Origin of the sequence: Lachnoanaerobaculum sp. OBRC5-5, assembly GCF_000296385.1 — a bacterium.
Lineage (GTDB): Bacteria > Bacillota > Clostridia > Lachnospirales > Lachnospiraceae > Lachnoanaerobaculum.
Genome location: NZ_JH815185.1, coordinates 2,278,215 through 2,304,665, shown reverse-complemented (window position 1 = coordinate 2,304,665; position 26,451 = coordinate 2,278,215). Strand labels below are relative to the sequence as shown.

At 37.8% G+C, this 26,451-nt stretch carries 18 protein-coding genes, 2 tRNA genes, 2 rRNA genes and 1 other RNA gene; 3 read left to right on the top strand and 20 right to left on the bottom strand.

All coding sequences use genetic code 11. The features are described 5' to 3' along the window. Positions 1-125: 125 nt before the first annotated feature. The 20 genes from HMPREF1135_RS10685 to HMPREF1135_RS10595 form a co-directional block, all read right to left on the bottom strand. Positions 126-198: transfer RNA gene (locus tag HMPREF1135_RS10685), tRNA-Ala, on the bottom strand. Positions 199-202: 4 nt separating this feature from the next. Next, a 5S ribosomal RNA gene (rrf, locus tag HMPREF1135_RS10680) occupies positions 203-320 on the bottom strand. A 73-nt stretch (positions 321-393) separates the two neighbouring features. Next, positions 394-1,925 (bottom strand): 16S ribosomal RNA (locus tag HMPREF1135_RS10675). A 419-nt stretch (positions 1,926-2,344) separates the two neighbouring features. Beyond that, positions 2,345-2,432, bottom strand: a tRNA-Ser gene (locus HMPREF1135_RS10670). A 100-nt stretch (positions 2,433-2,532) separates the two neighbouring features. Beyond that, the gene (locus HMPREF1135_RS10665) at positions 2,533-3,429 is read right to left on the bottom strand and encodes a DUF6630 family protein (RefSeq protein WP_007595076.1); all 897 of its coding nucleotides are present in this window, start codon (positions 3,427-3,429) and stop codon (positions 2,533-2,535) included. A 128-nt stretch (positions 3,430-3,557) separates the two neighbouring features. Further along, positions 3,558-5,279 carry a [FeFe] hydrogenase, group A gene (locus tag HMPREF1135_RS10660; RefSeq protein WP_007595075.1) on the bottom strand — a complete coding sequence of 574 codons (1,722 nt, stop codon included), beginning with the start codon at positions 5,277-5,279 and terminating at the stop codon, positions 3,558-3,560. Further along, complete coding sequence (locus HMPREF1135_RS10655; protein ID WP_007595074.1) at positions 5,273-7,105, bottom strand: NAD(P)-binding protein; 1,833 nt, start codon at positions 7,103-7,105, stop codon at positions 5,273-5,275. The genes HMPREF1135_RS10660 and HMPREF1135_RS10655 overlap by 7 nt, the downstream gene beginning before the upstream one ends. Positions 7,106-7,378: 273 nt before the next feature. Further along, complete coding sequence (locus tag HMPREF1135_RS10650) at positions 7,379-7,981, bottom strand: regulatory protein RecX (RefSeq protein WP_007595073.1); 603 nt, start codon at positions 7,979-7,981, stop codon at positions 7,379-7,381. After that, positions 7,978-9,144: a recombinase RecA gene (recA, locus tag HMPREF1135_RS10645; protein WP_007595071.1), complete on the bottom strand. Its 1,167-nt coding sequence runs from the start codon at positions 9,142-9,144 to the stop codon at positions 7,978-7,980. Before recA ends, HMPREF1135_RS10650 begins: the two co-directional genes overlap by 4 nt. A gap of 213 nt (positions 9,145-9,357) precedes the next feature. Beyond that, on the bottom strand, positions 9,358-10,722 hold the full coding sequence (locus tag HMPREF1135_RS10640) for an exopolysaccharide biosynthesis polyprenyl glycosylphosphotransferase (protein WP_007595069.1): 1,365 nt from the start codon (positions 10,720-10,722) through the stop codon (positions 9,358-9,360). An 87-nt stretch (positions 10,723-10,809) separates the two neighbouring features. Continuing rightward, a complete protein-coding gene (dusB, locus tag HMPREF1135_RS10635) occupies positions 10,810-11,769 on the bottom strand; it encodes a tRNA dihydrouridine synthase DusB (RefSeq protein ID WP_007595067.1) in 960 nt (319 codons plus the stop codon). Then, positions 11,769-12,191: a GtrA family protein gene (locus tag HMPREF1135_RS10630; protein ID WP_007595065.1), complete on the bottom strand. Its 423-nt coding sequence runs from the start codon at positions 12,189-12,191 to the stop codon at positions 11,769-11,771. Before HMPREF1135_RS10630 ends, dusB begins: the two co-directional genes overlap by 1 nt. Positions 12,192-12,193: 2 nt before the next feature. Next, a complete protein-coding gene (locus tag HMPREF1135_RS10625) occupies positions 12,194-12,562 on the bottom strand; it encodes a DUF6145 family protein (protein ID WP_007595063.1) in 369 nt (122 codons plus the stop codon). Between the two features lies 1 nt (position 12,563). Next, entirely contained in the window at positions 12,564-13,532 is a 969-nt protein-coding gene (pfkA, locus tag HMPREF1135_RS10620) for a 6-phosphofructokinase (RefSeq protein ID WP_007595061.1), read from the bottom strand. Positions 13,533-13,752: 220 nt separating this feature from the next. Continuing rightward, positions 13,753-14,015, bottom strand: an RNA gene (ffs, locus tag HMPREF1135_RS13810) — signal recognition particle sRNA large type. A 50-nt stretch (positions 14,016-14,065) separates the two neighbouring features. Next, positions 14,066-17,404 (bottom strand): transcription-repair coupling factor, encoded by a 3,339-nt coding sequence (mfd, locus tag HMPREF1135_RS10615; RefSeq protein ID WP_007595058.1) that lies wholly within the window; start codon positions 17,402-17,404, stop codon positions 14,066-14,068. 8 nt (positions 17,405-17,412) lie between these two features. Continuing rightward, positions 17,413-18,042, bottom strand: coding sequence for an aminoacyl-tRNA hydrolase (gene pth / locus HMPREF1135_RS10610; protein WP_007595056.1), 630 nt, complete (start codon positions 18,040-18,042; stop codon positions 17,413-17,415). 7 nt (positions 18,043-18,049) lie between these two features. Continuing rightward, positions 18,050-19,387 carry a glycoside hydrolase family 32 protein gene (locus HMPREF1135_RS10605; protein WP_007595053.1) on the bottom strand — a complete coding sequence of 446 codons (1,338 nt, stop codon included), beginning with the start codon at positions 19,385-19,387 and terminating at the stop codon, positions 18,050-18,052. A 12-nt stretch (positions 19,388-19,399) separates the two neighbouring features. Beyond that, positions 19,400-20,593 (bottom strand): toxic anion resistance protein, encoded by a 1,194-nt coding sequence (locus HMPREF1135_RS10600; RefSeq protein WP_007595051.1) that lies wholly within the window; start codon positions 20,591-20,593, stop codon positions 19,400-19,402. Positions 20,594-20,597: 4 nt separating this feature from the next. After that, entirely contained in the window at positions 20,598-21,716 is a 1,119-nt protein-coding gene (locus HMPREF1135_RS10595; RefSeq protein WP_007595050.1) for a 5-bromo-4-chloroindolyl phosphate hydrolysis family protein, read from the bottom strand. 252 nt (positions 21,717-21,968) lie between these two features. Here HMPREF1135_RS10595 and HMPREF1135_RS10590 point away from each other — a divergent pair, with 252 nt between their 5' ends. The 3 genes from HMPREF1135_RS10590 to HMPREF1135_RS10580 all read left to right on the top strand — a co-directional run bounded on the left by HMPREF1135_RS10590 (position 21,969) and on the right by HMPREF1135_RS10580 (position 26,429). Further along, positions 21,969-22,565 carry a TetR/AcrR family transcriptional regulator gene (locus HMPREF1135_RS10590; RefSeq protein ID WP_007595048.1) on the top strand — a complete coding sequence of 199 codons (597 nt, stop codon included), beginning with the start codon at positions 21,969-21,971 and terminating at the stop codon, positions 22,563-22,565. 68 nt (positions 22,566-22,633) lie between these two features. Then, a complete protein-coding gene (locus tag HMPREF1135_RS10585) occupies positions 22,634-25,096 on the top strand; it encodes a PEP/pyruvate-binding domain-containing protein (RefSeq protein ID WP_007595047.1) in 2,463 nt (820 codons plus the stop codon). A gap of 1 nt (position 25,097) precedes the next feature. Beyond that, positions 25,098-26,429, top strand: coding sequence for an MATE family efflux transporter (locus HMPREF1135_RS10580; protein WP_007595045.1), 1,332 nt, complete (start codon positions 25,098-25,100; stop codon positions 26,427-26,429). The last annotated feature ends 22 nt before the right edge of the window (positions 26,430-26,451 follow it).

Here is a 26,451-nt window from a genome sequence, read left to right as displayed (position 1 = left end):
CTAATCACTAATTATACTTAGTAATTAGTACCTCGGATGTCTAATTATAAAATATTTATATAATTTCTCGTTTGGTATGCAGTTTTCAAGGTACATTTATTGTTAAAGCTTAAAAGCTTTAACAATGGAGATGGAGAGATTCGAACTCTTGACCCCCTGCTTGCAAGGCAGGTGCTCTCCCAACTGAGCTACACCCCCATAAAATTGGCATCCACCTACTCTCCCATACCGTCTCCAGTATAGTACCATCGGCCGACTAGGTCTTAACCATCGTGTTCGGAATGGGAACGGGTGTGTCCCCTAGACGCATCGACACCAATAATTTTATGTTTTTAGTTTTACCTTTGATAATGTAAAACTAAACAGTACTCACAACCCCTACTTTATCCTTAGAAAGGAGGTGATCCAGCCGCACCTTCCGATACGGCTACCTTGTTACGACTTCACCCCAGTTATCCTCCCTGCCTTCGGCAGCTCCTTCCTTACGGTTAGGTCACTGACTTCGGGCATTGATGACTCCCATGGTGTGACGGGCGGTGTGTACAAGACCCGGGAACGTATTCACCGCAGCATTCTGATCTGCGATTACTAGCGATTCCAGCTTCATATAGTCGAGTTGCAGACTACAATCCGAACTGAGACGTTATTTTTGTGATTTGCTTGACCTCGCGGCTTTGCTTCACTTTGTTTACGCCATTGTAGCACGTGTGTAGCCCAAATCATAAGGGGCATGATGATTTGACGTCATCCCCACCTTCCTCCGGATTATCTCCGGCTGTCTCGTCAGAGTGCCCATCTTACTGCTGGCTACTGACGACAAGGGTTGCGCTCGTTGCGGGACTTAACCCAACATCTCACGACACGAGCTGACGACAACCATGCACCACCTGTATCCCTTGTCCCGAAAGACTAGCTTCATTACAAAGCTATTCAAGAGTATGTCAAGATTTGGTAAGGTTCTTCGCGTTGCTTCGAATTAAACCACATGCTCCACCGCTTGTGCGGGTCCCCGTCAATTCCTTTGAGTTTCATTCTTGCGAACGTACTCCCCAGGTGGAATACTTAATGCGTTAGCTTGCGGCACCGAAGAGTTTACCTCCCCGACACCAAGTATTCATCGTTTACTGCGTGGACTACCAGGGTATCTAATCCTGTTTGCTCCCCACGCCTTCGAGCCTCAACGTCAGTTGTCGTCCAGTAAGCCGCCTTCGCCTCCGGTGTTCCTCCTAATATCTACGCATTTCACCGCTACACTAGGAATTCCGCTTACCCCTCCGACACTCAAGCTATACAGTTTCCAAAGCAGTTCATGGGTTGAGCCCACGCCTTTCACTTCAGACTTGCATTGCCGTCTGCGCTCCCTTTACACCCAGTAAATCCGGATAACGCTTGCCCCCTACGTATTACCGCGGCTGCTGGCACGTAGTTAGCCGGGGCTTCTTAGTCAGGTACCGTCATTTTCTTCCCTGCTGATAGAGCTTTACATACCGAAATACTTCTTCACTCACGCGGCGTCGCTGGATCAGGGTTTCCCCCATTGTCCAATATTCCCCACTGCTGCCTCCCGTAGGAGTTTGGGCCGTGTCTCAGTCCCAATGTGGCCGTTCACCCTCTCAGGCCGGCTACCGATCGTCGCCTTGGTGGGCCTTTACCTCACCAACTAGCTAATCGGACGCGGATCCATCTTATACCTATAAATATTTTACCCCTGCACCATGCGGTGCTGTGGTCTTATGCGGTGTTAGCGGAAATTTCTCTCCGTTATCCCCCTGTATAAGGCAGGTTATCCACGCGTTACTCACCCGTCCGCCACTAAGTCTATTAAAATTCCATCCGAAGACTTCCTTCTAACAGCTTCGTTCGACTTGCATGTGTTAAGCACGCCGCCAGCGTTCATCCTGAGCCAGGATCAAACTCTCATATAAAAGTTTAATCTAGCCTTCTCGCTAGCTTGCATCTGTTTTCACAGATCTACTGTTTTTTAAGGTTGTTCTATCGCACTCGTTTCACTCGTACGAAGAACTACTTTTTCACTAAGATTCAAACTTTGCTTTCGCTCGTTTTCATCAAGTGAAAAATGCATCTGAAACTTCATTGATTATTGAAATAATCAAGAATTTTTTCAGGGTTGTGTGTACTGTTTAATCTTAAATTATCAAGGTTCATTTGCTTTGCTGTTCGAAACAGCTTAGCTATTATATCAAGCTCGTTTCATCTTGTCAATAACTTTTTAAGTTATTTTTGAGAATCTTTTAAGCTTTTGCTCTTTTGGAGCAACTTTGATATATTATCATATCGACGTTATCTTGTCAAGAACTTTCTTTCAAACTTCTTTGACAAGAAGCGGAGAAGGAGGGATTTGAACCCTCGCGCCGGTCGCCCGACCTACACCCTTAGCAGGGGCGCCTCTTCGGCCTCTTGAGTACTTCTCCTCATTTGCTTTCGCAATGCCTAGACATTATACAAGAATAACTCTTATCTTGTCAATAACTTTTTTAAAGTTTTTTAACACATTTTTGTTAAATCAATAAACTACATATTTGGGGCAAAATCAATCCTGTGATTTATACTCTTGGCAAGTTCTGTCAAACTCTTTAACTTATCTGTTTTACATACGAACAATACATAACTGTCGCTGTCTATATCAATACCTGCTACACAATATCCGTCTTTCATCCATTTATTGTCCAACTCTTTACACCAAGACGGAATATCCCCTTCATCATCAAGCATACCCTCATCCACAACAAGATTATTCTCTTTTGTCAATTCTTCTATGTTTGATAAGAATTCGTCTTTTTCCTCTTTCCAATCAAGCTCTATTGCGATCCCGCTCTCAAGCATCTCATCCGCTACGGCAATCCAAACAAAGGTATCTATAGCATCTCTGCTTGTAATACCCCTATCCTCATACCTGTCCGCATTATCTTTAAAGTACTCTCTTGGATAACAAAAACACCTGTCCATATTTTGTAAAAAATCTTCATTATCCGATATTGTCTTTACAAGCTCTCTATAGACCTCCACATTAGCTATCTTGACATCCGCACTGTCAAATACAACCTCCCAGCCTGAACAGTCGGGAACTATCTCATCCTTCATCAGAAGTTGAACCATATCCGTTACCTTATCTTTGGCAAATCCTTCCTTTCCATAGATAATAATGTTGTCGCTGTCATTAATATCCGATGTGCTTACTTCAAAATGATAATTCTCATCATCTTCATCTTTACATATCTGTACGAAATTCAATCTTCTGTTATTTACATCAATCTTCTTTGCCGGTGTCAATACAATAAAATATATCTTTCCGCTTCTTATAGAATCCAACAGGCTTTCAAGCTCTTGTGCTGTACATCCGCCCTTTTCTACTCCGTCAATATCAAGCTTCCAATCAGGCTTTCTTTTGTTAAAGATATTAAATAACATACTCTAAACTCCATTTTAATAATATTGCATACAAAAATTCTAAGGAAATGTAAAAAACACTTCCTTAGAAAAATTATTTTACACAATTATACCGATATGTAAATTGTAATTTCAAAATCACCATGCTATTACTCTTGTACATGTAATAATGCATGCGCCTTATGAGAAAGCGGTTTATGGAAATACTCGTCATACAGTGCAATAATATCCTTATTTTCATGCGAGTATCTTATCTCGGAGTTCTCGTCTAAGAAATAAAGCTTCTTTCCTCTGTCAAATGCAAGTTCATAGCCATCCTTTACAGGTTGTCCGCCACCGCCTACGCAGCCTCCAGGACATGCCATTACTTCGACAAAGTCATATTTTGCTTCGCCTCTCTCGATCTTATTCAATAGCTTTCTTGTATTACCGAGTCCGCTCACTACAGCGATATTCAATTCAATATCATCAATATTAAACTTAGCCTCTACAGTTCCGTCATTCTCCTGGAATGTTTTACTTCTCACAGGTTTAAATGCATCTGCAGGAGGATTCTCTTTCTTTATTATACTGTATGCGGTTCTAAGAGCCGCTTCCATTACTCCTCCGGTAGTACCAAATATTACACCCGCTCCTGAATAGTCACCCATAGGTCTGTCTGCTACTACGTCCTCAAGACTCTTAGGATTTATATGAGAAGCTCTTATCATACGGGTAAGTTCTCTTGTTGTAAGAGCAATATCTACATCATGACCGGCATACTCCCCGTGGAAGAGTTCCATTTCTCTTTCACCCTTTTTAGCTACACAAGGCATTATAGAAACAGATACCATGTTCTCAGGTTTTACTCCTATTTTTTCAGCAAAATAAGACTTCATTACAGCACCGAACATCTGCTGTGGAGACTTTGCTGTTGAAAGTGACTTTGTCATTCTCGGATATTGTGATTTTACAAATCTTACCCAGCCCGGACAACATGATGTAAACATAGGTCTGTCGCCGATAAGTCCGTTTGTATATCTGTGTACAAACTCATTTGCCTCTTCCATAATTGTCAAGTCTGCTGAGAATGAGGTATCAAACACATAGTCTGCACCCATCTTCTTTAATGCATCAACAATCTTTCCTACAGTTGCATCCTTATCCTTAAGTCCGAAAACCTCACCCCATGCTGTTCTTACAGCAGGTGCAATCTGAACAACAACCGTCTTCTCAGGATCGGCAACAGCTTCCCAGAACTTTGAAGTATCATCTCTTTCACTCAATGCACCTACAGGACAATGTGTTATACACTGTCCGCAAAGCGAACAGTCGGCTTCTTCAATCTTTTTATATCCGGTTACGTTTACCGTAGTTCTTGCTCCTGTACCGTGGAGATCCCAAACACTTAAAGTCTGCATCTTATCACAAACCTGTATACATCTCATGCACTTAATACATTTGGATGAATCTCTTATAAGTGGGAAATTTTTATTCCACGGCTGTTTTTCAAGCTCAACAGCAAACGGTATCTCAAGTATATTTAGGTCATTGGCAACTTTTTGAAGTGAACAGTTGCCGCTCTTAGCGCATATAACACATCTGTTGTCATGCTGTGAAAGTATCAGCTCTACAGTTTTTCTTCTGTCTCTGATTACTTTTTTACTGTTTGTAAAGATCTCCATGCCCTCTTCACACACATTATTACATGATGTGATAAGTTTATCTTTACCCTTTAATTCAACGACACATACTCTACATGCCGCTATTTCATTCAAATCCTTCAAGAAACACAGTTTCGGAATATTTATATCTATTTTCGCAGCCGCTTCCATAATAGTTGTATTTTCTTTTACGGAAACAGGTATATTATCAATAGTTAAGTTTACCATATACTCTCCCTACCTCCTTTGAAAATACCGAAGCCGAAGTGGTCACATCTTAAACATCTGCCCGCCTCTTGCTTAGCTTCTTTTTCTGTCATGCAATTTTCAACGCCGTCAAAATCGAGGACTCTTTCACAAGCTTCTCTTTCTGTAAGTTCAACTCTACCGCAAGGACTCTTATCTTCAAGACTCGCCTCAGGAATTTCCACATCTACACTTATCTGATGGTGATAACCTAAATACTCGTCAATATTTGCAGCTACTACCTTTGCCGCACCGATAGCCTTGATAACTGTAGCCGGTCCGCTGGCACAGTCTCCTCCGGCAAATACTCCCGGCATATCCTTGAATGCGCCTGTAGAATCTGTAATTATCTTTCCGTTAGATACAGGGATTCCCGCTTCCTCAAAATGCTTTGTCTCTATATTTTGACCGATTGCAACTACAAGTATATCGCAAGGAATATAAACATCTTCCTCGCCTGTAGCCTTTACACTTGCTCTTCCGTCTTTAATAGAGCTGATCATCTGAGGTTTTACATATATACCCTTTATATTATTGTTCTCATCAACATCTATAGCGGATGGTGCCATAAGAGTTCTAAGCTCAATGCCCTCTGCAACCGCCGCCTCTATCTCGGCAGGTAAAGCTGTCATATCGGCAACTCTTCTTCTATATGCAATACTTACTTTCTTTGCACCCATTCTCTTTGCGGTTCTTACAGCATCCATGGATACATTTCCGCCACCGATTATACAAACATTTTTGCCTGTAAGATCTTTTATAATATTCTTTCCTACATCACGCAGGAATTCTACAGCAGATACCACACCGTTTGCATCTTCATGCTCAAGTCCAAGTTTCTTATCTGTACTTGCACCTATGGTTATAAGCACCGCATCAAAAGCATTTCTCAAGTCGTCCATTGTAATATCTTCTCCAATCTTGAGACCATGCTTAACTTTTACACCTGTCTTTAAAATAGCCTTGATATCCTCATCAAGTCTGTCCTTCGGTAATCTGTAATTCGGAATACCGTACCTTAACATACCTCCAAGCTCAGGCAGCATCTCATATACAGTTGTCTGATGTCCCATAAGCTGTAGGAAATAAGCCGCACTAAGTCCACCCGGTCCACCACCGAGTATTGCAACTTTTTTACCTGTAGACGGAGCACATTTTGGAGGATCGACTTCTCCCGCAAAATCTGCCGCAACTCTCTTTAAACCACGAATATTTATAGAGTCGTCCACCATATTTCTTCTACATCTTGCCTCACAAGGATGCTCACAAATAAATCCGCAAGTAGTAGGGAAAGGATTATCTTTCCTTATCAATCTTACAGAGTCTGCATATCTGCCTTCCTTTATAAGTGCAATATATCCCGGTATATCCACCTGTGCAGGACATAAGTTTACACAAGGTACAGGCTGATTGTATGAGCATGTACATCTGCCATGTGCTATATGTTCGATATAGTCATCTCTATATCCTATAATACCTTTGTAAACCATATTTGCCGCTTCATAGCCTATGGCACAATCTGCCGATTCCATAATACTGAGGGCTGTCTTCTCCATTAATTTCAAAGAAGCCATACTGCCCTTACCGTCAAGCACGTTCTCGATCAGCTTTTCAAGCTGTCCTAATCCGATTCTGCATGGAACACATTTACCACAAGTCTGAGCGTGAGCCAACTCCAGAAAAGCTCTGGACATATCAACCGGGCAAAGCCCCGGAGGAGATGCCTCGATTCTTCTTTCCAAATTTTTGTATAGCTCCTCCATAACAATTCTGGCTCTACTTGGGGAGACTATTTCTAATCTACTCATACCTCTTACTCCTAGAATTATTTCACCGTTTTACCGGTAGATTAATATATGTAAATGAACTACATATATAGATTTTAAATTGTCTATTTCATGAAATAATAAGAGCACATATCTTTATATTTATTTGATACGAACTTTATGCATTCATTATATACTTTTTTTATAAATATTGTAATACTTTTCTGAAAAGTATTTTATTTAACAAATATGTTTGTTATTTAACTAGCGTTACATGCTAATAATCTCACAAAAAAGACACTTCCTTGAGTGTCTCTAACTCATAGAAGTGTCTTTTATAACATCTTTTATTTTTTGATATTTGAATCCCTGTCTCATTACAGAGGCAATTATCTTTTGTTTTTTATCAGGTTCCTCAGTTTCAAAATAATGTTTTTTATTAAGAAGCTTTTTTATCATAGGCTCTTCATCTACTGTAAATGATTCCAGTGCATTATCAATAATCTCCTTGTTTATGCCCTTTTCCAGCAGCTTGTATTTTAATTTCATTTTGCTGTACTTATCTTTATATGTATTGATATATCGCTCGGCATATCTGTCATCATCTATGTAGCCGAATTTTTTTGCCTTTTCTATAGCCTCTTTGATGGCCTCATCAGGGTAAAATGAGAGCTTCAGCTTTTTTACTATATCGTTTTCCGACTTAAAGGATTTCTCAAGTATATGCATCAGCCTTGCAAAAGCTCTCTTTTTTAAAACCGGATAGATGGTTGTATAATATTCCTCTTCATCTATCTCTCTTCCCACAGCAATATCCAGTCGTCTGATTTCGCCGTTATATAGGGCCAGACTTTCTCCATCCTGAAATATAACTTTGCTTTTTTTGGTATTCAGAGGAATAACTTCACTTACAATCAATCTTCTTCCTCAAGCTCTATGCCGCCGGCTTCATCCATATCATCCTCTATAGGTGAACCGTCAAACTCTTCGTCATCATCATCTACAGAGTCATACTCTAAAGTTTTTCCGTTCTTTTCAGCTTCAAGTACAAACTTTTCTCTGATTTGCTCTTCTATTTTCTCACAAATCTCAGGATTTTCCATGAGGAAAGTCTTTGCATTTTCTCTTCCCTGACCGATCTTGGTTCCTTCATAAGAGTACCATGCACCGCCTTTTTCCACAACATCACTTGCAACCGCCAGATCAAGTATCTCTCCGGACTTTGATATACCCAGTCCGTACATTATATCAAACTCGGCCTCTTTGAAAGGAGGTGCCACTTTGTTTTTAACAACCTTTATTCTGGTCTTGGTTCCTATGATTTCACCGCCCTGCTTAATCTGCTCAACTTTTCTAACATCAAGTCTTACAGATGCATAGAATTTTAAAGCTCTACCTCCGGTGGTAGTCTCCGGACTTCCAAACATTACACCTATCTTATCTCTGAGCTGGTTGATAAAGATAACTATACAATTACTCTTACTTACTATACCTGTGAGCTTTCTGAGTCCCTGGCTCATAAGTCTTGCCTGCAAGCCCATATGAGAATCTCCCATATCTCCTTCTATCTCGCCCTTTGGCACAAGTGCCGCTACAGAGTCGACTATTATAATATCAATAGCACCGGATCTTACCATAGTCTCCGTAATCTCAAGCGCCTGCTCACCGTTATCAGGCTGTGATACATACAGCTCGTCTATATTTACACCTATCTTATCCGCATAAACAGGATCAAGCGCATGCTCCGCATCTATAAATGCCGCAATACCTCCAAGCTTCTGAGCTTCGGCTACCATATGAAGGGCTACGGTTGTCTTACCTGATGACTCCGGTCCGTATACCTCTATAATTCTTCCCTTCGGAATGCCGCCTACACCTAATGCTATATCAAGCCCCAGTGAACCTGTAGGAATGGTCTCTACAAACATATTTGTATTTCCGTCTCCCAGCTTCATCACCGAACCCTTACCGTATGCCTTCTCTATCTGTGTCAAGGCAGACTCAAGTGCCGCCTGTTTCTCACTTTTTTCCATTACTCTTTTAACCTGTTGTGCTGCTTTGGAACTTTTTTCCTTCTTCATAACAACCTCCATCGAATGTATGTTCTTGTTTTATTGTATATGCTTCTCTTTTATTTGTCAACAATGATATAAAGGGAATTAAAATTAAGACATTAAAACTAAGAATATAAAATAATTATTGAAATTTTTGAAAAATATAATATCTGCCATGTAATATGATTGTAACATAAAAAATGCAGGATTGCATCAATTTATGCATCCTGCTTTAATATATTATTTATCCTTAGTATTTGCGGTAATTTCACCTTCTCCGACGCCTTCTGTCGACTCTTTCATAAACAAAACTTTAGGTGTCAAAACTATCAAGATAAGGTCCATCCATATACTGTAATTTCTTATGTAATGCAGATCAAGCTTTAATTTATCATATGGTGTTGTATTGTACTTGCCGTGAACCTGTGCATATCCTGTAAGTCCCGCCTTCATTTTAAGTCTCATAGAAAACTCCGGAAGCTCTTCCATATACTCTGCGGCAATCTCCGGTCTCTCAGGTCTTGGACCTACAAGACTCATTTCACCCTTTATTATATTAAAAAGCTGAGGAAGTTCATCCAATCTGGTAGCTCTTAAGAGCTTTCCGACTGCTGTGATTCTGTCATCATCTTCTCCGGCAAGCCTTGCTATACCGTCCTTTTCCGCATCTTCTCTCATAGTTCTGAATTTATATATTTCAAACAGCTTTCCGTCAAGTGTAAGTCTGGTCTGCTTATAAAATACCGGACCTTTGTCTGTAAGATGTATTGCCGCACCAAACATGACAAACAGAGGCAGAGTAATTATTATACCTATTACGCTGACTACAACGTCTATGATTCTCTTTACCAGCATCTGATCGGCCTGAAGTCCCTCATTTCTTGAAAGAAGAATAGGTGTATCAAACAGATTCAGATTTGTGGAAGTTCTTATCAATATATCGCTTATCTTGGGTATCATATATACTCTGATACCTGCATCATAACATTTCTTTAAAAGCAGATTTCTTTCATGTGAAGGTATATCTCCTACAACCATACCTTCAAACTCCTCTGCTCTTTTCATTATTTCATCAATACCGACTTTGGTACTTATTACTCCGCCTATTATATACTTGTCATCTCTGGCACCTATTTTTTCCATTATGGAAAATACCGGTCTGTTTCCATAGACTACCAAAAGTCTTCTTGGCGGAAAGAACACACTGTATATCCACTGAAACAAAAACACCCAGGCACATACCAATGCGGCATCTATAACAGTTAAAATTATAAACGGTGTCGGTGCATGAAATCTTTTATCCACCAATGCAAGTATAATATATCCTATTACATTGGCTATCAAAAGCGATAAAATATGAGAATAGATTATATTACCTCTTTTTAAATAACCTATTTTTAAACCGCCGTATGTCTGCAGAAAGAAAAACAGCAACATTCCGTACATTGCAGCCAACAGCCAGATTCCTCTTCTCCAGAATCTTACCTCTATAATAGTATTCAGATGAAAATACCATAGCGCCCAATAAAGCCCTATTTCTATTAGCAATATGATAGCTGCCGAACCGAATTTTACAATTCGTTTATACTGTTCCTTTGTATTCATATCTCCTCCAATACCTCTCACTCCGATACTATTGTAGCATATTTTTAATATATGTATTAATAATTTTGTATTAAGAGATAAAATCTTTTATACTGACCTTAACAGTCTTTCAAGTTCATCATATCTTTCAACATGATTCACCCTATCCCTAAGTGCCGATGAGCCCTTCATACCATGTGTGTACCATGCAACATGTTTTCTCATCTTTCTTATAGCCATAATTTCATCATCATATTGCATTTGCAGTTTACAATGTTTGAGTATCATATCCACGATTTCATCTTTCTCGGGTTTTTCTATGATTTCCCCATTCAAATACCCTCTGATTTCTTTGAATATCCACGGATTTCCTCTTGCCGCTCTTGCAATCATTATCCCGTCACAGCCCGTATACTCATACATTTCTTTTGCACTTTTGCCGTCCACCACATCTCCGTTTCCAATTACCGGAATGCCGAGATTTGACTTTACAGCCTTTATAATGCTCCAATCCGCCTTACCCGAATAGTACTGTTCTCTGGTTCTGGCATGTACGGCAACAGCACTTACACCTGAAGCTTCGGCTATTTTTGCAATTTCCACCGCATTGATATTGTCGTCATTGAACCCTTTTCTTATCTTTAATGTAACAGGCTTTTTTACACTCTTTACAAGCTTTGTAAGTATCTCTTCTACAAGTTTCGGATTCTTCATAAGTGCCGAACCTTCACCGTTATTTACTATCTTCGGTACGGGACAACCCATATTAAAGTCGAATATATCAAAATCTCTTTCTTCTATACTTGCTGCCATTTGTGCAATTATATCGGGGTCCGAGCCGAAAAGCTGCAGCGCAATCGGATGTTCCCCTTTATCTATTTTCATAAGCGGTTCCGTATTTTTGTTTTTAAAATAGATAGCCTTTGCACTCACCATCTCTGTAACAAGAAGTGAAGCACCCATTTCTTTGCATAAATGACGAAATGGCAAGTCACTTACACCTGCCATTGGTCCTAGGCACAAACCGCCTTCTATATTTATATTTCCGATTTTAAAATCTTTTAGCATTATTCCTTATTCTTTCTAAAAATAAACAGCTTTGAAAAAATATAATTAAGTATAACTACGACCACACTTGAGACTATTTTTGCAATTATCCAGTTTCTCTTTAATAAGTCTACTCCAACAAACATAATTGCCGTATCCAAAAAACCTGTAAACAATCTTGCCGTAATAAAGCCTGACAGTTCAACTGCCAGTTTTGAAAACTCAAAGCTTTTACTTTTAAATACCCATATTTTATTTGTTATAAAGGCAAAAAGAACGGATAATATCCATGCAATCGTATTGGATACCAAGTTCGGAAATTGGAGCTTTGTATAGCAAATATGGTATGCCGCAAAATTTACAAGAGTGGTCAGTACACCGAAAATAAGATACAGTAATACACTCTCATATTTTTTTATATAATATGATATTTTTTCAAGCATAATTATTCTGCACTCTCTCCCAATATCACCACTTTATAAAACAATTCCAACTGTGACAAAAGCTCTTCTTTTTTTCTTTGGTATAAGCTTATCTTCAAGCCGCTCTCTATCTCGTCAAAATAAAAATCAGCATCATCAACTCTTACACAAAAGCTCAAATTACCGAACTTATCAAACTCCATAGTAAGTATGCCTCCCGCCTCTTCGGCAAAAGACACACACATTATTTTAAGCTCGTTTTTTATCTCATCCGGCAAAAGCTTGAACTTTTCATTGAAATAATACTTCTGAACATATGAGCTGGCACCACATAGCACCATGTTTTCACTGTTTGTCCAATCGTAATTATATCCGTCTATCATTTCAGGCATATTATCTTACCAAAAGCTTGCTTATTCTGAATTGATCTTCCGGTATATCCTTAGTCATTGCCAGTGCTTCCTGAATATCAAAGTCAACATACTCACCGTTTTTGTATGCAACAAGTCTGTTTGAATGACCTGCCAATAAAAGCTCTACAGCCTTTGCTCCCATAATTGAAGCATAAACTCTGTCCTTACATGTAGGCGCACCACCTCTTTGCATGTAACCTAAGATTGTAGCTCTTGTCTCGATTCCTGTAGCAGCTTCTATTCTCTTTGCCATGGAAGTTGAATGTCCGATTCCCTCTGCATTGATTATAATATGATGCTTTTTTCCGCGCTTTCTGTTTTCAATGATTCTGTCAATCAGCACCTGCTCGTTTCCGTCATATCTCTCAGGTAAAAGCACATCCTCTGCACCGTTTGCAAAGCCGCACCAAAGTGCAATATATCCTGCATTTCTACCCATTACCTCAATTATTGAGCATCTCTCATGTGATGTGGAAGTATCTCTTACCTTATCAATAGCTTCCATTGCGGTATTTACCGCAGTATCAAATCCTATAGTATAGTCTGTACATGCTATATCAAGGTCGATAGTTCCGGGTATTCCTATAGTATTGATTCCCAGTGCTGAAAGCTTTCCTGCACCTTGGAACGATCCGTCACCACCTATAACGACAACTCCGTCTATACCATGCTTCCTACAGATTTCGGCACCCTTTTTTTGTCCCTCTGCTGTAGTAAACTCCTGACATCTTGCGGTATAAAGAATTGTACCGCCTCTGTGAATGATTTCAGACACGCTGGTACTGTCCATATCTACTATCTCTTCCTGTAAAAGTCCTGCATAGCCTCTCATGATTCCCTTTACATTTATTCCGTTATGTATTGCTGTTCTAACTACCGCTCTGATAGCTGCATTCATTCCCGGTGCATCGCCACCACTTGTCAAAACACCTATAGTTTTTATTGCCATATATTTCCTCCTATTTTAAAAAACGGATCTACTCTTTTTCTATATGTAATTTATATAGGATATCTCGGTACGAATATACATATATAAATATCTACATCATTTTATATTAATGAAAAACATTTTTCAATAGTCTTGTCATGGAATTAACAAATTCTAATTTTAAAATGCAAAGAGCATTATCAAAAAATCTAAAACAGATTTCTTAATAATGCCCTTTTATATGCACGTCTTGCTTCGAATGCCATTCACAAGCGTTACAAAAGCAGTTAGCTCTGCGGCGGCTATCTCACGGCACATGAAAGGTCTTCCTTAGTGCTGCTACATTCCTGTCCTGACACGGTTCGAAAGTTTCCATTGCGTGGGGACCCCCGCTTCAACACCACTTACTCCAGACTGCCAAGCAAATGAACACCCTAGGCAAGACATCACCCCTACTAAAGCGGATTGTAGGTACAGGACACCGCTATCTTCCCGGCTGTGCATTAACAAGTATACTTGCAATGATCTATATTTGTCAAATGATTTTTGATGTGCTAAAACAATTGCTCTTTCATTTTCTCAAGCAAACTTATAGTAAATTCCATCCTGTCCTCGGTTGAGATTTTCTCCTTATCCCTGTATTCCCAGTTCAATACCTTGTCATATTTTACAGTTAAATTCTTTCCGAAGGACTTTAAGAAAGCATCGAGGTTATCCGTTTTTATCTCTTTATTTTCTCTCATTGTCCACTTTATCTGCAACTTATTCACAATAATATCGTTAATAAACATACTACTTGCCAAAGCCTTTATTCTTGCAACATACAAAAGATTGGCAACAGACTTCGGCATCTCACCGAATCTGTCTATAAGCTCATCCTGCATATCAAGGAAATCCTCCTCGGTCTTCACCAATGCAATCTTTTTATATATCTCAAGTTTTGTCTCTTCATTGGAAATATAGCTGCTTGGAATATAGGCACTGCTGTCTATCTCAACACTTGCCTCCACTTCTTCTTCCACAGGCTTTCCTGTCTTTAAAGCTCTGACCGCAGTGTTTAAAAGTTTCACATAAAGATCGTATCCGACTTCTTCCATATGACCATGCTGAGTTACACCCAGTACATTTCCGGCTCCTCTTATCTCAAGATCTCTCATTGCAATCTTTATTCCGGAACCGAGTTCCGTAAATTCTCTTATTGCCTTAAGTCTCTTTGAAGCTTCCTCGGACAAAAGTTTATTTCTCGTATACATAAGGAAGGCATAGGCACTTCTTTTGCTTCTTCCGACTCTACCTCTGAGCTGATAAAGCTGTGAGAGTCCGAGCCTGTCCGCATCATGAACAATTATGGTATTGGCATTCGGAACATCAAGACCTGTCTCCACTATGGTTGTGGTTACCAATACATCCACATCACCATTGATAAAATCTACCATTCTTTCTTCCAAATGTCTCTCATCCATTCTTCCATGCACATATTCCACATTTATATCAGGTAATAGTGCTCTGACATGTGCGGCAACTTCTTCTATATTGTTGACTCTGTTGTAAAGATAATAAACCTGACCGCCTCTGGCAACCTCTCTTCTGATAGCCTCTTTAACCGTCTCATCATGATACTCCATTACATAGGTCTGTATCGGCTTTCTGTCAACAGGCGGCTCTTCCAATACCGACAGATCTCTAATACCTGAAAGTGACATATGAAGAGTTCTCGGTATCGGTGTTGCGGTAAGTGTAAGCACATTTACATTTTCACAAAGCTGCTTTAATTTCTCCTTATGTCTTACACCGAATCTTTGCTCCTCATCCACTATCACAAGTCCGAGTTTTTTAGGTGCTACATCCTTTGATAAAAGTCTGTGTGTTCCTATCACTATATCCACAAGACCTTTTTCCAGATCACTGACAGTCTGATTCTGCTCCTTCTTTGTGTTAAATCTGGAAAGTAAACCTATTTTTACAGGAAAGTCTTTCATTCTCTGAACAAATGTATTGTAATGCTGTCTTGCAAGAATGGTTGTCGGAACAAGGTAAAGTACCTGATATCCTTCCTGTATTACCTTAAAAGCAATTCTTAAGGCAATCTCAGTCTTACCATATCCCACATCTCCGCATATCAGACGATCCATTATCTTTCCGGTCTCCAGATCTCTCTTGGCATCCTCTATGGCTTTTATCTGATCATACGTCTCCTCATACTCAAACATTTCTTCAAACTCTCTTTGCCAAAGAGTATCCTCTCCATAGAATACACCCTGTCCTTTAAGTCTGCTTGCATAGAGTTCCACAAGCTCTTTTGCCATCTCTTCGACTTCCGTCTTTACTCTTGATTTGGTCTTACTCCACTCCACTCCGCCAAGCTTATTGAGTTTAGGCTTTTTTATTTCTCCGCCGCCGTATTTTTGTATTCTGTTCAGCTTTGAAACCGGTACAAAACAATTGTCACCGCCCTGATATTCAATCTTTACATAGTCCTTAATTACATCGTCTCTTTCTATCTTTTCTATACCCTTATAGATTCCAAGGCCATGGTCTTCATGTACGATATAATCGCCTATATGCAGTTCGCTTAATGAGGTTACTCTGTCACCCTCATATTCTTTTTCTCTTCTCTTTTTCTTCTTCGGAGTTTTAAAAATATCGGTTTCCGAAATCAGCGCAAAATTGATTGCAGGATATTCAAATCCCGAGTGAATATTTCCTACAAATATTGCAATCTGCCCCGGAGCGATACTTATATCTTTTTCACCTTCAGAAAAGAAAGCATCCAAGGAATAATCATTTCTAAAGCTGTCCGCAAGTCTCTTTGCTCTGGTCTTTGATGCACAAACAAGAGCAACTCTGGTTTTGTCAGCTCTGTATTTTTTCAAATCGTCCACAAGATTTGTAAAATCTTCATGGTATACTCCGCTCATTCTTGAAAACACGGAGTACATTGCTTTAATTTCCAATTCCTTTATTCTGTTATCAAGTCCTGTAAGTGCAATACTCGGTGCTTTATTCAAGCTGTGAAACACCTCATCGGCTCCGAATATATCGGGAATATCTTCTTTTTTGTACTGTCCGGATTCTATTCTTCCGGCTGCACTTTGATTATATTCATCTTCCGTTTTTCTTGCCTTGTCCATGGTTCTTGCAGGCTCATCAATATATATAAGGGTATTATTATAATCAAAATATCTTAAAAATGACTGCTCACCGCCAAGTACCTTTTCTCTTGCCGGATAAATATTTACATAATCCAGCTCATCAATCGATCTTTGACTTGCCGGATCAAAACTTTTCATAGCATCTATTTCATCATCCCAAAGTTCTATTCTTACAGGATATTCTTCAGTAAGCGGAAAAATATCCATTATTCCTCCTCTTATTGAAAACTGTCCGGGATTACTTGTTTCAAAACTTCTCTCATAACCTATATCCGTCAGCTTTTTTGATATCTTTTCTATATCGATAATATCTTCTTTTTTAATCTCCAAAGTGGCTTCACAAAACTTATGATAATCTTCAAGTTTATCCATAAGAGCATCCACCGTTGTTACTATGACACCGCTCTTATCCTCTCTTAAATGTTTCCATACTTCCACTCTTTTGGCTGTTATCTGTGAGGATCTTATATCTGCCGTAAAAAACAAAAGATCCCTTGCAGGATATAGATAAACCTCGTCCAAAAAGCAGCCTATATCTTCATATAGCCTGCTCGCATTGTCCTCATCATATGATATAACAAGTTTCCAAGCCTTTTCTTCTTTCATCAGCTCGGAAATCAGATGTGCTTTTCCCGGCTCGGACATATCACTTACCTGTACCGGGAATTTTTCTTTTTTTATACTTTCTTCTAAAGATTCAAAATCCGCTAATCTTTTTAAGGGATTTTCAAATAAACTCATAATCTTCCTTACTTTGTCTTTTTGGTATTGTATCTGTTCATTGCAGTATCGTACTGACCGTCCACCATCAGCTTTATCACTTCTATGGCATCGGATGCCGCCTCATCAAGCAGTTTCTTGTCAGTATCACTGAATCTTCCAAGTACATGATCAGCCAGATCCATCCTCGCAGGCTTTTCACCTACTCCCACCTTGACTCTCGGAAAATCTGATGTTCCCATATGTGCAATCAATGACTTGATACCGTTGTGACCGCCTGCACTTCCCTTTAATCTGATACGCAAATTTCCGGGCTCCAGGTTAATGTCATCATAAACCACTATGACATCTGCCGCCTCTATCTTAAAATAATCCATAAAAGCTCTCACAGATTCTCCGCTATTGTTCATATAAGTCTGCGGCTCTAAAATAATTGCCTTTTCATTCCCTATTCTGACCTTTGCAAAAAGTCCCTTATATTTTCTTTCGGATATTTCCTCGCCAAGCTCATATGCAAGTTTTTCCACAACATAAAAACCCGCATTATGTCTGGTATTTACATACTCTCTTCCGGGATTTCCCAAACCAACTATTAACTTCATTTTACTTTCTTTTCTATCTTTATCAAATAATCTCTTTAGTATACCAAGTAATGCCATTGTAAAATTATATATCCAAACTATAAATCTTTCCCCTGATATTGCCGGATACTTTTATATCACTGTAATTTGACGGATACATTCTTGTAGACATCACCTGTTTTCCGTCATTTACAAACACTTCCACTGAACTTGCATCAATCATAAGTCGTATATTTTCTATACTCTTGGTTCTTAAAAATCTTTTATCTCTGCCATATCCGTTTGCAATAAATGAAAGCTCCAAGTCTCCTCTATTTGCATCAAAATCAAGCTTTAGAGTATCAAATATTTCTATCTCAAACTTATCACCGAAGTTTTGAAGTTCCAGATCAAATGCTCTTTTCTCATCAGAAACCTTATAAGAAGTATTTTCTTCGTCATACTCAAACTCAAACTTTCTTAGAGTCTCCAGCTCCTTAACAGGCTTCATATACAATGTATTACCGGCAAAATCCAATTCTCTGAATACACTCATACAATGTTGATATCCGTATTCAACAGTAGGATTTGTATACTTTGCATCAGGCATACCCATCCATCCAAGTAAAAGTCTTCTACCCTCATGTACAAATGTCTGTGGTGCGTAAAAGTCAAATCCGAAGTCGGCTTCCTTATACTCCGTTATAAAGCCGTTTGTTCTGAAATCACCCTCTATAATAAAGTATCCGCAGGAGTAAATATTCTGGAATTCATATTTTCCTCCCTCAAGTCCCTGTGGACATGCCATAAGGATCCACTGTCCGTTTATCTCAAAAAGATCCGGACATTCCCACATATATCCTATTTTTGCCATGGTTTCAAAGGTACGGATATGCTTCCAGTTATCGAGATCCTCCGATTCAAAAACCAACACCTCTCCCTTATCTTCCATAGTTCTTGCACCGATTACCATATAGTATTTGCCCTCGTATTCAAATACCTTAGGATCTCTTACATGCAAAGACAGTCCTTCCGAATAATCCTTATTGTACATAACAACCTTCCCAGATTCTACATTTATTCCGTCTTCACTTGTCACATGAACTGTATTACTCTCTCTACCTGCATATATATAGTCAAAATCTCCGGCTTTTTTCACATTTCCGGTGTAGAAAATATGCATGGTATCATCCTTTATAAGAGCAGAGCCTGAATATGCACCGCTTTTATCATACTCATGTTCCGGCGAAAGGAATATCGGTGCTTCCTCCCAGTGTAGCAAATCCTTTGACTTTAGATGTGCCCAGTATTTATTTCCACCATTCGGCTCATAAGCATACTGATAAAACACATGGTAATATCCTTTAAAAAAACAAAGTCCGTTAGGATCGTTCAGCCAACCGCTCTTTGGCTCTATATGATATTTTTGTCTCCAATTATTCATTTTATTTCCTATCTATTGATTATCACTTACCTGTCTGTTACTGATTTCAAGAAGCTTGGTTCTCATTTCATTTTCTATATTCCTTAGCTCGGCTTCCGCTTCTTTTCTCTTTTTTCTACCCTCATCCTGTATCTTTATAACTTCATCAAATGTGGATATAAGAGTTTTATTTGTGCTCTTTAATGTCTCGATATCTATTATTCCACGCTCCGATTCTTTGGCTGTTTCTATGGTGGCGGCCTTTAAGCTTTCGGCATTCTTTTTTAAAAGCTCATTGGTCATATCGGACACTGCCTTTTGTGCCTTTGCGGCATCGGTGGAATGCTTTAATCCTATAGCAATTACCATCTGATTTTTCCAAAGAGGAATTGTGTTTACAATGGTTGATTGTATCTTATCAGACATCATGGAATCATTGTTTTGAATAAGTCTTATCTGAGGTGCCATCTGTAATGATACTGTCTTTGTAAGCTCCAAATCATGTATCTTCTTTTCAAAACGATTTATCATTTGTGAAAAGTCTTTAGCTTTTTGTGTGTCCTCAGGCAGTCCGCTTTCATCAGCTTTTTTGATAAGTTCCGGTAATTCTATATTGTTTGCTCTCTCAAGTCTTTTCTTTCCTGCCATAATATACATTGACAGTTCCTTGTAGTAGTTCATATTGAGCTCATACATCTTATCAAGCATCAAAACATCTTTCATCAAAGTTACTTGATGATCCTCTAAAGCTTTTGAAATATTATTGACATTTACCTCTACCTTGTCATACTTAGCCTTCATATTTGCAAGCTTATTTCCGCTCTTTTTAAACAGTCCGAAGAACCCCTTGTCCTCTTCATCAATCTCCAAAGAACGAATCTCACCTACCACTCCGGCAAGCATATCGCCTATCTCACCGAGATCTTTAGTCTTAACTCTCTCAAGTGCATTCTCTGAAAACTCCGCAATCTTTTTTTGACTTCCGACACCATATGTAAGTACAGCCTGTGAATTGCTTATATCTATTTTGGAAGAAAACTCCTCTACAAGTCTTTCTTCTTCAGGGGAGAGTTTTATCTGAGGTGCACTCTCAGGCTTTGCAGTCTCCACTACAGCGGTTTCAGGTGCCTTCTCCTCAATATCAAATGTCAGACTTGGACCTTCCTTTAACATATCATCCAGTGAATCCATATTTATTTCATTGTTCTTTAATTCATTATCATTCATAGTCTCACCTCTCATCTTCTTCCATTCCGCCACATATTAATCCTTCCTTTGCAAGCATAACTTTTAATAATGCCGCATCGGTGTCCGCATCAAATGCGGTATCCTTAAAAAGACGGTTTTGGAATTCTCCACAAGCTTCATTTATAGAATCTATTGTCAATTCAATCTCTTTTTTAGTATTCAAAATATCACTGTCCGGTGAAATAACATTATCAAAATCGGAATATGTCTTTATGAGCTTTACAGTTGTAGGCAAATAATACTTCATAAGCTTATAAAGCTTCTCTGTTTCCTTAGGCTCCTTTTCCACCCTGTCAAATATTGCAGTAAGTATAGTCTCAAGCTTTGTAAGCTTGGATGACATAGGCTCCTTTATTATTCCAAGATGCAACTCTTTAATGGATATAATATACTCCCTGCCCTCGGATATAAGACTTCCGTCTTTAATATCAACCTTTTTCTCAATGATATCATTCTTTCTTTGTTCCGATTTTCTTTGCTCCTCCAGCGCCAAATAGCCCTTATATACATCATAACTTAACATAAAGCATTTATTTTCTTTATCCAGATGACCCTGTGTGAAAATCTTTTTGTCTATCATTTTCTTTAAGTTTTTTACCACAATTTCAGGACTTTCATTTGAAATCATAGCAATATCTTCTATGTTCATATAAGTCCTATTATTCATTATACGATAATATCTGTCCGCCTTTTCAACCAGACTAAGATTACCGATTGCCGGAATTGCAAGAAATGCTCCTATTCCGAAAAAAGGTATAAGCGCAATCATCGGCACAACCCATCCGGTAAATGAAATAGGAAGTACGGTCAGTGTAAGTACAAGTATCGGAATACCGAAAAATATCATCATAGGTACTCCGACAAATATCCTTATAAACAGATCCGATCTGTTGGTCCTTAAATAAATACTTGTCCTATTGCTTTTATTTACCTTTACACTCACTGCATTCTTATTATAATTTTCCTTTGTAAGATTGTTAACTTCCCTCAGGCTGTCAACAACATTGTCTGCAAATTTCTTTGCACTGTTTCCTATATCCGTTTCATCAAAAATATGATCTATATAACCTCTGATACCGTTCCAATCCTTTTTTTCCTGCATACTCACCTCGTTAATACTTCCTGATATTTTTATTATCCCACATCTTTACTTGCATATCAATATTAAACACATTTTACTCTATAGTAACATATTCATCCATACAGGCTTTCTTTTATATAATATATTTTTTGCTTAATTCTTTTTGAACCTGTTAATATTAATTATATTCATTGATATCCATCTTTATTAGGAGTATAATATCTATGAATAAATATAAATATATTCATAGAGTACCGAATTTGAAGGAAGAGTATGGGAAAAGCATTCAGTGAAAAAGAAAAGGAAAAAATAAAAGAAAATATTATGAATACCGCCATTGAGCTGTTTCATAATAACGGGACAAAATCTTTAAGCATTTCGGAATTGACCAAAAGAGTCGGTATTGCACAGGGCAGCTTCTATAATTTTTGGAAGGATAAGGATTCACTTATTATTGATCTGGCGACATATAGATCCGGTCAGAAATTAAAAGCTCTTGAAGAAAATTTTTCAAGCTCAATTAAGGATCCTGTGGGATTTTTAACTGATGTCATATACAAATATTCTTTGGATTTGATGCAAAAGATAAAAGCACAACCTGTATATGAAGAGGCATTTAAAATACTGAAAACAAAGAAATCTGATGAGATGAATCAGATAGAAAAACTGTATGGGGAGTTTTTAAAAAAGCTTGTAAATTACTGGAAGGAGAACTCTGTAGTAAAGACTGCCGATGAATGTGGTCTTGCCAATGCCTTTATAGGAAGCTTTTTACTATGTACAGACTACTATCTTTTTGATGAGAAATATTTTGAAGATATACTTAAAACTTATATATCTGCAATAGCCACCAAGTATATAAAGGTTTGATATTTTAAGTTTCTAAATCTTTACATACTTTTTGCATACCACATTTTTTTAATGAAATAGGGGGGAATATGATACTTGATTTTATTGATATTAAAAAAGAAGATATATCACTTGCCGGTGGAAAAGGGGCAAATCTTGGAGAGCTGACTTCTGCTAAAATAAATGTTCCAAAGGGCTTTGTAATTACAGCAGATGCCTATAAAGCTTTTCTAAGAGAAAACGGTATAGATAAAATTATAGAAAAAAATTTGAAAGATGCATCATTGGATGAGAGTACTTTATTAAAAGCCGCCGAATACTTTCGTAAGCTTATAATATCAGGAAAGTTTTCAAAAGAAATGCAACAACTTATAACAGATAATTACAGAAGTCTCGGTGAAAATATAAGAGTTGCAATCCGCTCATCTGCTACCGCTGAGGATCTGCCTGATGCCAGTTTTGCAGGACAACAGGAAAGCTATTTAAATGTACAGGGTATAGATGATGTTCTCTATAAGATACTTAAATGCTATGCCTCACTTTGGGGTAACAGAGCTGTAAGCTACAGGCTTCACCAAGGCTATGATCAGACTTGTGTGTCTATTGCCGTAATTGTGCAGGAAATGGTGGAAAGTGAAAAGTCCGGAGTACTCTTTACAATAAATCCGCTAAGTCAAAACTCAGATGAAATGCAAATAAATGCAAGCTATGGTTTGGGAGAAAGTGTTGTAAGCGGCAGAGTAACTCCTGACAGCTATATTGTCCAAAAAGACGGCAAACTTCTTGAAAGCACCATAGGTTCTAAAAAAACAAAGATAGTGTATGGAAGCAAGGACACTGTGGAAATAGCTGTAGATGAAGATAAAAGAAAAGCAAGAGTTCTAAATGATAATGAACTATCAGAACTTGTAAACTGCGGTCTAAAAATAGAAAAGCATTACCATATGCCTATGGATATCGAATGGGCTGTCAAAGATAACAAAGTATATATTTTACAGGCAAGGGCTATCACCACATTAAAAAATGATAATGAAAAAGCCCTTATAGACAGTTACTTGAAAAAAACAAGACCAAATAAGAGTATGCGTAAAAAAATGGCATTTCAACTTGAAAAAATGCCCTTTGCCTACAGAGCTTTGGATTATGATTTTATAATGGCAATCAATAATCAAAAGTCCAAAATATTTGCAGAAGGAGGCATAATCTTTGACACCGATCCGCAGATAGATAATGACGGCATACAAACTCTTCCAAAAGGTAAAAAGGGAATCACCAAAAATATTTTTCATATATTTAAAGTCCTAAAACAAATCAGAGACTTTAACAGTTGTGCCAAAATCTGTGAGCAGTTTATGGATAGATATGAGAAATATATCTCAACACTGAAATCCAAAGATTTTGAAAATATGAGCCTGACAGAGTGCAGAGAGTTTTTAGAGTACAGTTATAAACTGACTAAGGATCTTTCCTATGACAGATTTAAATATGCTCTATTTCCTACAATGCTTGTATTTGATAAATACAGTAAAATCCTTAAAAAAATAAATCCCGATTACACTGCCTTTGATCTTTATAAAAACTTGGATAATAAGACTTCAACTGTAAATAATGATATCTCCAAAATGGCAGAAAAAATATCAAAAAACAATAATTTAAAGGAAGCCGTTCTTTCCGGCGAAAGCTACAAAAACTTATATACTGAGTTTGATGATTTTAAATCTATGGCTGATGACTTTTTACAAAAAAACGGTTTCAAATCAGACTATAACTGCTACTGTCTGGAGGCGAAAACATTTATAGAAGATCCTGACAGACTCATTAATATTTTAAAACCTATATTGGCTTCTACTTTTACCAAAAATGAAAAAACAGAAAGTTCTGATGATTTAATGCTGAAGCTAAAGTCAGTTTATGGCAATAAATATAAGTACATGGAAGCCGATATTAACAGCCTTCGATATTTCCATGTGGTTAGAGAAGAAAGTCAGTATTTATGGGAAAGCTTATTTTACTATGTCAGAAAATGTGTGACTAAAATAAATATGCTTCTACTTGAAAATGAAAATTATAAAACCGGTATATCAAATCTTTTCTTTAATGAACTGATAGAAGCTATGAAGAGAGGATATCTGAATAAGAAAGACCTTGAAAATATCAAAAACAGGAATGAAAAATTTCCACTCTCAATAAAAGTATGGCAAGCCTCAAAGTTGCTTATCTTTGATGCGAAAGGTGATAGTTTAAAAGGTGTAAGCGGTAGTGTGGGTAAAGCAGTCGGAAGAGTTTGCATTATTCAAAGTCCTAAAGAGTTTTATAAAATGAAAAAAGGTAATATTTTGGTTTGTCATCTTACAGATCCCGAATGGACTCCTCTTTTTAAGCTGGCAAGTGCTGTTGTGGCGGATACCGGTGCAGCACTGAGTCATGCCGCAATAGTTGCAAGAGAATATAATATTCCGGCAGTACTTGGTGTGGGTTTTGCAACAACAAAATTTAAAGACGGCGATATGATACAGGTAGACGGCGATACCGGAATTGTCAGAGGATTGTGATATGAACAATGAAATAAGAAGAAAGGCTATTTTAAATGATGCTCTGCTGCCATTGCTGATAAGAACCTCTATTCCGACTATTGTCGGCATGCTTGTTATGGTAATCTACAATCTTACAGATACCTTCTTTGTCGGTATCTTAAATAATAAATCTATGACCGCCGCAATAGGTATAGTATTCAGCTTTATGAGTTTTATACAGGCAATTGGATTTTGGTTCGGCTATGGAAGCGGAAATATAATGTCAAAAAAGATTGGTGAGCAAAATGAAAAAGAAGCTAAAAGCTTAGCTTCCATCGGCATATTCTTTGCAATATCAATCGGCATAATTATAGCTTGTTTATCATGGATTTTTATTATTCCGCTCTCGAAATTTTTATCAGGCAATGCTTCAGATGATTTGCTTAAATTTACCGTAAAATATTTAAAAATAATTATTTTAAGTATTCCATTCGGACTTTATTCGCTTACTTTATATAATCAGCTTAGACTTTGTGGAAATGTAAAAGAGGGAATGACAGGTCTGCTCTTTGGTATGATTACAAATATGATTCTGGATCCTATAATGATGTTTTATTTAAAATTCGGATTTACAGGAGCAGGCTATGCCACTCTTCTAGGACAAATAACAGGTTGTTTTGTGCTGACATATTTCTCTTTAAAATCCGGAAATATAGCTTTTAATTTAAACTTTACTAAAGATAGTATATATCATATTTTAGCAGGAGGTATGCCAAATTTTTCAAGGCAGTCCATTACAAGTATTTCAATGATATTATTGAATATAGCTGCTGCAAAATACAGTGATTCTCTTATAGCGGCTTTGACTGTAAGCTCAAAAATATCAGCACTTTCATTTATGATAATGATAGGCTGGTCTCAGAGTTTTCAACCCATATGTGCCATGAATTATGGAGCAAAGCAGTATATTAGAGTGAGAAAGGCTTTTTGGCTTACAGTAATTATAGGCAGTATCTTTTTATTTTTATCCGCAATACTTTTATATATTTTTGCAAAAGATCTTATTAAAACCATGACCTCTGACAGCGAGGTTATTTTATCCGCTGTAAAGCTTTTACATATGCAATGTTTAACACTACCTATTTTAGGATTCTTTGCAGTAAGCTGTATGCTTTTACAAAATACAGGAAAATACTTTATGTCCTCACTACTTTCTGTTTCACGCCAGGGACTCTTTTTTATACCTCTATTATATATTCTATCAAAGCTGTTTGGGCAATTCGGCATATATATTCTACAGCCTTTTGCAGATATACTCTCATTTGCTTTAGCTGTTTTTATGGTAAACCATATTAAAAAATTCTTTTGCTAAAATGCTGTACAAAGAAAATACT